General features: G+C 69.8%; 9 protein-coding genes and 1 pseudogene. 5 read left to right on the top strand and 5 right to left on the bottom strand.

All coding sequences use genetic code 11. The features are described from left to right. Window positions 1-130 precede the first annotated feature (130 nt). Together ACXAID_RS25500 and ACXAID_RS25495 are read left to right on the top strand one after the other, a co-directional pair. Window positions 131-274 carry a hypothetical protein gene (locus ACXAID_RS25500; RefSeq protein WP_475024968.1) on the top strand — a complete coding sequence of 48 codons (144 nt, stop codon included), beginning with the start codon at window positions 131-133 and terminating at the stop codon, window positions 272-274. Further along, window positions 271-495 carry a CDGSH iron-sulfur domain-containing protein gene (locus ACXAID_RS25495; RefSeq protein ID WP_475024967.1) on the top strand — a complete coding sequence of 75 codons (225 nt, stop codon included), beginning with the start codon at window positions 271-273 and terminating at the stop codon, window positions 493-495. The genes ACXAID_RS25500 and ACXAID_RS25495 overlap by 4 nt, the downstream gene beginning before the upstream one ends. Here the strand turns inward: ACXAID_RS25495 and ACXAID_RS25490 are convergent. Continuing rightward, window positions 472-1,485 (bottom strand): iron-containing redox enzyme family protein, encoded by a 1,014-nt coding sequence (locus tag ACXAID_RS25490; RefSeq protein ID WP_475024966.1) that lies wholly within the window; start codon window positions 1,483-1,485, stop codon window positions 472-474. The genes ACXAID_RS25495 and ACXAID_RS25490 overlap by 24 nt on opposite strands. A 211-nt stretch (window positions 1,486-1,696) precedes the next feature. Between ACXAID_RS25490 and ACXAID_RS25485 the strand changes: the two genes are divergently transcribed. Further along, window positions 1,697-2,677, top strand: a complete 981-nt coding sequence (locus ACXAID_RS25485) for a ferritin-like domain-containing protein (RefSeq protein WP_475024965.1) — start codon at window positions 1,697-1,699, stop codon at window positions 2,675-2,677. 294 nt (window positions 2,678-2,971) lie between these two features. Here the strand turns inward: ACXAID_RS25485 and ACXAID_RS25480 are convergent, their stop codons facing one another. The 4 genes from ACXAID_RS25480 to ACXAID_RS25465 all read right to left on the bottom strand — a co-directional run bounded on the left by ACXAID_RS25480 (window position 2,972) and on the right by ACXAID_RS25465 (window position 6,564). Then, a complete protein-coding gene (locus ACXAID_RS25480) occupies window positions 2,972-3,931 on the bottom strand; it encodes a glycine betaine ABC transporter substrate-binding protein (protein WP_475024964.1) in 960 nt (319 codons plus the stop codon). Window positions 3,932-3,936: 5 nt separating this feature from the next. Continuing rightward, window positions 3,937-4,635: an ABC transporter permease gene (locus tag ACXAID_RS25475; RefSeq protein WP_475024970.1), complete on the bottom strand. Its 699-nt coding sequence runs from the start codon at window positions 4,633-4,635 to the stop codon at window positions 3,937-3,939. A gap of 92 nt (window positions 4,636-4,727) precedes the next feature. Beyond that, window positions 4,728-5,906 carry an ABC transporter ATP-binding protein gene (locus tag ACXAID_RS25470; protein ID WP_475024969.1) on the bottom strand — a complete coding sequence of 393 codons (1,179 nt, stop codon included), beginning with the start codon at window positions 5,904-5,906 and terminating at the stop codon, window positions 4,728-4,730. Window positions 5,907-5,916: 10 nt separating this feature from the next. Continuing rightward, a complete protein-coding gene (locus tag ACXAID_RS25465; RefSeq protein ID WP_475024963.1) occupies window positions 5,917-6,564 on the bottom strand; it encodes an ABC transporter permease in 648 nt (215 codons plus the stop codon). Window positions 6,565-6,645: 81 nt separating this feature from the next. Here ACXAID_RS25465 and ACXAID_RS25460 point away from each other — a divergent pair. Beyond that, window positions 6,646-7,467, top strand: a pseudogene (locus tag ACXAID_RS25460) (SDR family NAD(P)-dependent oxidoreductase). Between the two features lie 114 nt (window positions 7,468-7,581). After that, window positions 7,582-8,478: a universal stress protein gene (locus ACXAID_RS25455; RefSeq protein WP_475024962.1), complete on the top strand. Its 897-nt coding sequence runs from the start codon at window positions 7,582-7,584 to the stop codon at window positions 8,476-8,478. Window positions 8,479-8,743: the final 265 nt, after the last annotated feature.

Below are 8,743 nucleotides of genomic sequence, written 5' to 3'. Positions count from 1 at the left end.
GGGGGGGGGGGGGGGGGGGGGGGGGGGGGGGGGGGGGGGGGGGGGGGGGGGGGGGGGGGGGGGGGGGGGGGGGGGGGGGGGGGGGGGGGCGAATGTCCGGCGCACCCTGAACACCCTGCGCGCCCAGGGCATGCGTGCTGAAGTGGTTGCCCAACAACTCATCCCGTTCGGCCCGGTGCTCTCGGCCCGCGCCCCATGGCTGATGCGGGCCGGGCTGCTGCCCCCGGGAAGCACCCAGGAGCGGATCGTGGTGATCCGCGCAGACGCCCCGTGACCGAGCAGCCCGCCCGCACGGTGCGCGTCGTCCCCGGCGGCCCGGTGCTGGTCGAGGGCCCGGTGCGGATCGAGCTCGCCGACGGCGGCGTCGTCGAATCCGACCGGTTCATGGTGGCGATCTGCGCCTGCCGCAGATCCAAGACCTACCCGTTGTGCGACACCAGCCACCGACGACGGCAGCGGGCCACCGACGGGTCAGGTGAGCTCCCGGCGCAGTGAGCTGCGCCCGGACCGCCAGCACGACAGCAGGTGCTCGGCCAGCCAGCCCTCGACCACGTCGAACGCCCGGATGCCGAACACCACGTCAGCGTCCAGGTGCGGTTCCCGGCGCACCAGGTCACCGACCACATCGGTGCGCACCACCTGCTCGTGCACGGCGTCGGCCTCGACGTGCTCGGCGTAGAACGCGCGGCAGGGCTGCGGCGCACCGAGCCGCTCCAAAGCCTGCACCATGCGCCGGGAACCAGGCGGCGAGGTGACCTCGGTGGCGGCGAAGTGGCCGACCGCGGCCCCGCGCAACCGCCGGTGCAGCCCGAACAGCGACATCAGGTTCACCGCCGCCAGCGCCTGCGCCGGCACGTCGGCCAGATAGCCCAGGTAGTCGGGGTTCAGCTCGGCGGCCGCCAGCAGGTCGGCGAACAACTGCTGATGGACCCGTGCTCCCTTTCCGCCCCCGAACTCGTCGAACTCCACCGCGACGAACGATGCCTTGGCCTGCCCGGTCAGCCGCGGAATCGCCCATGCGTGCGGATCGCCCTCTTTGAGGTGATACAGCGACCGGTGGACGAAATACTCCCGCATCTGCTGCCAGGAGCCCCGGTCGCGCAGGTAGTGCGACAGGCCTTCCCCGTCGACCGGTTCGACACACAGCGCGTCCAGTTCGTCGAGCGCGCGGACCTCGGGGTCGATTTCGCCGACAGCGCGTGCCACCTCGTCGAGGAACAGGTCCTCGAGCCGGCCCCGCAGGTAGAGCAGCCCGGCGTTCCATTCCCAGCGCGCATCCACCCCGGCGAAACCGCGGTAGTGCAGTTCGTAGCACAGGTAGAGGGCCAGCTGGACGTCGATGCCGGCCGGGTCGGCATCGGCCAGCGAGGTCTCGACCCGGGGGAGGTGGCGCAGCGGGGCCCGTTCGCAGAGCAGCTCCACCACGGACCGCGAGATCGGCCCGCGGGGTTCGGGCAACAGCGGTTGCACCAGCGTCGTCGTCACGAGTCACAGATACCCGTGCCGCCGCTCGGCAAACCACCCCGGCGGCGGCGTGCGCGGTACCCGTTCAGCGCGCGGGTCTCACATCATTGCCACGTTTCTCACAGCGGCGGAAATCGCGATGACACCGCGAATCATCGGGTATGCGGCCGGTGAGCGCTGAGAAGCGTGCTGACGAGAAATGAACCGCCAGACAAGGGGTGAACACAAAGCAATGGCTGCACCGGCTGTTTCCACCGAATCGACCACCGCCACGCTGATCGCCCAGCTGCGCACCGTGCTGGATCTGACGCACACCGAGATCCAGGTCGCCGAAACCCGGGTCGCGCAGGCCCGCACCGACGCGGTGCGCCGCGAGCTGTCCCAGAACGCCGACAACGCCCGTGTCCGGGCGGTGGCGATCGAGGAGGCCATCCGCGACCTCGGCGGCTTCCCCGACGTCATCGGACCGTTCCTGGGCCGCGCCGCGGCGGCGGTGAAGGCGCTGACCGAGCAGGCCGAGCCGTTCGACGAGGCCCTGCTGGGCGACCTCGCGCTGGAAGGCCAGCTGCTCGACCGCGCCCGGTATGTCAAGGCGCTCGCCGTGGCCGCCCAGCACCAGCAGGTCGAGGAACTCGCCACCCGGCTGATCACCGCGCACACGGCCACCGTCGAATGGCTGACGACGGTGCTCGCCGAGGATGCGCTGGGTGGTCCGGCGGCGCTGCGCCGGACACCGCTGCAGGCGGCCGCCGGCCTGGCGGTCAAGCTGGCGAATCTGCCGTTCACCTGGTCGACGCGCGGCGCCGAGCGTGTCGCCGAGGCGGTGCGGTCGGTGCGGCCGGCGTTCGCCGATCTGGTGGAGCGGGGGTCACACCGCAGCGAGGTCGTCACCAAGACGCTGACCGGCGCGCGGGACTCCGCGCTGGAAGCCGCCGAGCGCATCACCCGCGAGCAGGGCGCCCGCGACGCTGCGGACGCCATCCACGCGGTCCGCGGTGCCACCGGCGTGCTGGACGTCACCGAGCTGCCGATCGCCGACTACGACGACCTCAACGTCAACGAGGCCGCCACCGCGGTCAAGGAACTCAGCGAACCGGCCGACGTCCGCGTCATCGTGGCCTACGAGGAAGCGCACAAGAACCGCCAGCGGGTGGTTTCTGCAGCGCAGACGCGGCTGGCCGCGATCGCTGCGGACGTGGTCGGCATCGGCTGAGCCCACCCACATCGACCCGGAAGGCCCGGTACGGGAGTCCGTACCGGGCCTTCCGGCGTGTTTGACGGCGGCCACGGCGGGTAACCCTGCGACACTCGGGGACCAGGGAGGTCGACATGTCGTGTTCGGGTTCGGGTTCGGCGGTTGTTCAGCCGCGGCGGGGCGCCGTGGAGACGGCGTTGACCCGCCTGCGCACCGCCGTGCGGGCCTGGAACGCGCCCCGGTGCCCGACTCCGACGCAGTACTGGTCCGACTCCGATGCCGCGATCCGCTGGTGGCGAGCCCTGTAACGGCCTACTTCTCGGCGGACAGCAGGCCTTCTTCGATGAGCCAGTCCCGGGCGACCAGCGCGGGATCCTGGCCGTCGTTGTCCACTCTGGCGTTCAGGCTCAACATCACCTCGTTGGTGAGACGCGGGTTGAGCTGGCCGAAGATCTCGGCCAGTTCAGGGTGGGCGTCGAGTAGCTCGGTGTCGATCACCTCGGTGAGGTTGTACAGCGGGAAGAACTGCCTGTCGTCCTCGAGCACCCGCAGATCCAGCGCCGGGATCCGTCCGTCGGTGGTGAACACCTCCCCGAAGTTGCAGTCACCGTCGGCCGTTGCGGTGTAGATGACACCGGTGTCGAGCGTGATCACCTGACCGAGATCCGACCGGGTCAGATCGTAGGTCGCCAGCATCGGCACGAAACCGTCATTGCGGCTGGCGAATTCGCTCTCCACGCAGAACGTCAACTCGGAGCGGTCCAGGGTGGCCAGGTCCGAGAGCTTGGTCACCCCCAGCCGCTGCGCCTCCGACTCGCGGATGGCGAACGCATAGGTGTTGTTCATCGGCGCGGGAGGCAGCCAGGTCAGCCCGTTGGCCTGGTCCTCGTCGTTGACCGCCTGCCACTGCGCGACCGGGTCCTTGATCGGGTCTTCGTGGCCCAGATAGTTGATCCACCCGGTGCCGGTGTACTCCGGCGAGATGTTCGCGTCACCGGAGAGCATGGCCTCGCGCACACCGAAGCTGCCCGGCGTGTTGGTCATGTTGGTGACGTCGGCGCCGGCGGCGTTGAGGATGATCGACAACATGTTGCCGAGGATGAGCTGCTCGGTGAAATCCTTGGCCGCCACCGTCACCGGGACACCTTCGAGCGAGTCGTAGTGCCGGATCGAACCGGGCGAAGCCGGCAGGACGGTCCCACTCGCCGACTGCAGACCGCACCCGGCCACCGTCGCCGCCACGATCACACTGAGTAGCCCGGCGAATCGCATGACCATCACAATCCCTTCGGGGCGGCCACCATTTCGACGACGCGGGCCAGCCAGTCGATGAACAGCGCCAGCGCAGCGACCAGGATGGCGCCCACGATCAGGGTGACCGGCTGCTGCAGCTTGATGCCGGTGGTGATCAGCTGACCGAGTCCACCGGCGCCGGTGAACGACGCCAGCGCCGCGGTGCCGACGATGAGGACCAGAGCGGTGCGCACCCCGGCCACGATCACCGGCAGTGCCAGCGGCAACTCCACCCGCATCAGCGTTGCGGTGCCCGACATGCCCATTCCACGCCCGGCCTCGACCAGACGGGAGTCCACACCGTCGAGCCCGGTCACGGTGTTGGCGACGATCGGCAGGGCCCCGTAGACGGTCAGCGCGACGACCGCGCCGACCTCGCCGATGCCGAAGAGCACCGCACCGAGTGCGATCAGGCCGATCGCCGGTGCGGCCTGGCCGAACCCCGCCACGGTGATGATCGGTTTGGAGTAGCGCCGCATCCGGCCCCGGGTCAGCGCGATGCCGAGCGGTATACCCACCGCGCAGGTCAGCAGCGTGGCCGCCAGGCTGACCGACATGTGCTGGCCCAGCAGCTCGATCAGATTCGGCACGCCGAGCGAGCGTTGCTCGGACGCGGACACGTCGGCGATCTGCACATAGATCAGGCAACCGGCCACCGCAACAGCACAGACCAGCGGCTGCAGTGCCCAGCGAAGGAAGCCGAAACCAGCTCGACCGGCGGGTTTCTCGGCCGCTGTGTCGGGTACGTGGGCGGCGTCCTCGGTGACGGCGGCGGTCACGGTTGGCGCTCCGCGGCATGGGCCGCCGAACGCAGCCCGGACATCGCGTCCATGATGGTCTCGACCCGGACCACCCCCTGGTAGGAGTTGCGCCGGCCGGTCACCACGACCACGCCGTGCGACGAGGTCAACATCTCGTCGAGCGCGTCATTGAGCGTGGAAGCCAGGCTGATGCACTCGAGGTCGTCGTCGCGGGACACCCCGTCCAGGGCGTGCGGGTCGCCCAGCTCGTCGAGCGAGAGCCAGCGCTGGGGACGGTCCTGGGCGTCGAGCACGATGACGTGCTCGCGATCGATCTCACGGGCGCGGCGCACCGCGTCGGCCGGGTCGTCGCCGATGTGTGCCACGGCGGCCTCATGCAGGTCCACGTCGCGAATGCGGGTCAACGTCAGCTGTTTGAGGGCCGCGCCCGCCCCCACGAAGGTCCGCACGAAATCGTCGGCCGGGTTGGTCAGGATCTGCTCGGGGGTGTCGTACTGCACGATCTTGGAGCCGGCCTGCAGGATGGCGATCCGGTCGCCGAGCTTGACCGCCTCGTCGAAGTCGTGGGTGACGAAGACGATGGTCTTGTGCAGGTCCTCTTGCAGGCGCAGCAATTCGTCCTGCAGCCGCTGCCGGGTGATCGGGTCCACGGCCCCGAACGGCTCGTCCATCAGCAGCACCGGCGGGTCGGCGGCCAGCGCCCGAGCGACCCCGACACGCTGCTGCTGGCCGCCGGACAGTTCCCGCGGGTAGCGGTCGCGGTACTGCGCGGGATCCAGGCTGACCAGATCCAGCAGTTCGTCGACGCGGTCCGCGATGCGCTGCCTGTCCCATTTCAACAACTTCGGCACGATGGCGATGTTGTCGCCGACGGTGAAGTGGGGGAACAAACCCGCGCCCTGGATCACGTAGCCGATGTGGCGACGCAGCTCGTCGGGGTCGCGCTTGGTGACGTCGTCGTCGCCGATCAGAATGCGGCCGCTGGTCGGTTCGATCAGCCGGTTGATCATCTTCATCGTGGTGGTCTTGCCGCAGCCCGACGGCCCGACGAGCATCACGATCTCCCCGGCGGGAATCTCCATCGAGATGTTGTCCACCGCAGGGGCGCCCGATTCGCCGTATCGCTTGGTCACACCGTCGAGCAGGATGCGGGCACCCCCGGTGCGGGCGCCGCCGGTGTCCGGGTGGTCCATGGTCTGCGGGTCAGACACGAATCCCCCTCGGGGTGGTGAATCGGGTGATGGCGTTGAGCACGGTGTCGAGCAGGACGGCCAAGATCAGGATGCCGATCGTGGCGGCGACGATCGAGTTGGTGGCGTTGGCGCCGCCCATCCGGGAGATGCCCGAGAAGATGTAGCCGCCCAGCCCGGGCCCGAGGGCGAACGCCGCGATGGCGGCGATTCCCATCAGCATCTGCGCCGACACCCGCACCCCGGTCATGATCACCGGCCAGGCCAGCGGTAGTTCCAGGCGCACCAGGGTGGTCAGCCGGCTCATCCCCATCGCCCGGGCCGACTCCACCAGGGTCTTGTCCACCCCGGACAGCCCCACCACGACGTTTCGCAGAATGGGGAACACCCCGAAGAACGACAACATGATGACCGAGGGCAGCACCCCGAGGCCGACGATCCCGACGAGGACGCCGAGCAGCGCGTACGACGGAATGGTCAACCCGACCGCGGTCACGGTGTTGCCCAGTGCCACCCCCCACGAGGAGCGGTAGATCAGCACGCCGATCAACAGCGCGATCGCGGTGGCCAGCGCGAGAGTCTGAACCACGAGGCTCATGTGCTGGTAGGCGAGAAAGGACAGCACTGTCCATCGGTCCTGGACGAACTCGATGAACCCCACGACGCTGTATTGCCGCTCTGCCGATCCGGCAAACACCGAGCGAGCCGGCTCCCCTCCCTGCCGCAGGTCTCGCCGGCGCCGATGAAGCCGACTCCGGCCCGCACGTATGGTCGGTTCGTGACCGATGACGCCACACCCACCGACCCGTTCGACCTGACCGGCCATGTCACCGTCGTCACCGGGGGCGCCACGGGTATCGGGCTGGGCATGGCGACCGGCCTGGCGCGGGCCGGGGCCACGGTGGTGCTCCTCGCACGCACCGCACAGCGTTTGGAGGCCGCCGCCACGTCCCTGCGCTCCGACGGCAACCCCGTGCTGGCGCTGCCCTGCGATGTCACCGACGAACAGGCCGTCACCGACGCCATGGCCCGGGTCCGCGGCGAGTTCGGCCGGCTGGATCGTGTTTCGCCAACGCGGGGGTGCGCGGCACCTTCACCCCGGTGCTGGAGACCTCGCTGGCCGAGTTCCGGGGGGTGACCGCCGTCGACCTCGACGGCGTGTTCCGTCACGCTGCGTGAGGCGGCCCGGCAGATGGTCGCGGCCGGACACGGCGGCAGTCTGGTCGGGGTGTCCAGCCTGGGGGCGTTCCAGGGCATGCCGCGGCAGCCGGCCTACGCCGCGTCGAAGGCAGGCGTGACCGCACTGATCGACAGCATGGCCGTCGAGCTGGCCCGGCACGGAATCCGCGCCAACACCATCGCGCCGGGATGGTTCGACACCGAGATGACCGCCCAGGGCCTGGCCGACGAGCGGTTCAGCTCACGGGTGCAGCCGCGCGTCCCAGTCCGCCGCTGGGGAAGCCCCGACGACGTCGCCGGTGTCGCGGTGTATCTGGCCAGCACCGCCAGCAGCTACCAGACCGGGGACGTGTTGCGCATCCACGGCGGCTACCTCAAGTCTTGAGCCGGCTTGGGACTTTAGGCCCTACGGTCCCGACCTTGGACCCCAGACGGTGCTTGCGCTGCGTCCTAGCGTGGAGGTGTAACCGGAAGAACCGGGCAGAAGGAGATGGGGACAATGACTGCCCACACCGAATACACCAATGCTCGCGGAATCGTCGTCGCGGTGGACGGTTCACCCCCCTCGGACAAGGCTGTCGATTGGGCGGTACACGAAGCGGCGTCACGCAAGACCTCGCTGAAGGTCGTCCACGTCCTGCGGCCCCCGATGGTGGTCGCCTGGCCGGAGATGCCGCCGGCGCCGGTTTCCGGGAAGACACCGGAGGACGAGGGCCGTGCTGTGCTGGCGGCGTCCACCGAGCGGGCCGAGAAACTGGCCGGCGAACTCGGCGGGGTGACCGTCACCAGCGAGATGTACTCCGACACCATCATGGGCACTCTGATCGACCTGTCCAAGGACGCCGACCTGATCGTGCTCGGCAGCCGCGGTCTGGGCGCGATGGGGCGCACCGTGCTGGGCTCGGTGAGCTCGGCGATGGTGCACCACTCGCACTGCCCGGTCGCGGTGATCCACGACGACGAGGATTCGGGTGACAGGACCGGCGCACCGGTCCTCGTGGGAATCGACGGCTCGCCGGCGTCGGAGACCGCCACCGCGATCGCCTTCGACGAGGCTGCACGCCGGGGTGTTCCGCTGGTCGCGGTGCACGCCTGGAGCGACTCCATAGCGATCGAGTACCCCGGCGTCACCTACGCGACCATGCAGAGCCTGGGTGAAGAGCTGCTCGGCGAGCGGCTCGCCGGCTGGCACGAGCGCTATCCCGACGTGGAGGTCCGCCGGGTGGTCGTGTGCGACCGACCGGCCCACCAGCTCCTCCAGGAGGCAGAGAAAGCCCAGTTGGTGGTGGTCGGCAGCCACGGACGCGGCGGGTTCGCCGGCATGCTGCTCGGCTCGGTCAGCACCAAGGTGGTGCACCACGCGCAGGTCCCGGTGATCGTCGCCCGTCAGGGCTGAGGGCCGGGCCCGTCAGGGCTGAGGGCCGGGCCCGTCAGCGCTGAGGGCCGGGGATGGTTTGAGACGGCGCCGGACTGGACATTGACCCAGGGTGGCGCTCTGGTCGACAACCGAACCCGCGATCACCGATGCCGACGTCGAGTTGGCCCTGCGCCGCGCGGTGCGGGTGGTCAACCCGCTGCTCGACGTGGCGTCGGGTACCGACCCGCTGGGGCTCAAACAACGCGAGCCCCGCGCGGCGCCCGGCGGCGGGCCGTTCGAGCGG

The sequence above is a fragment of the Mycobacterium sp. ABE4_509 genome, from assembly GCF_056160785.1.
This window is presented reverse-complemented; position numbering and strand designations above follow the sequence as displayed.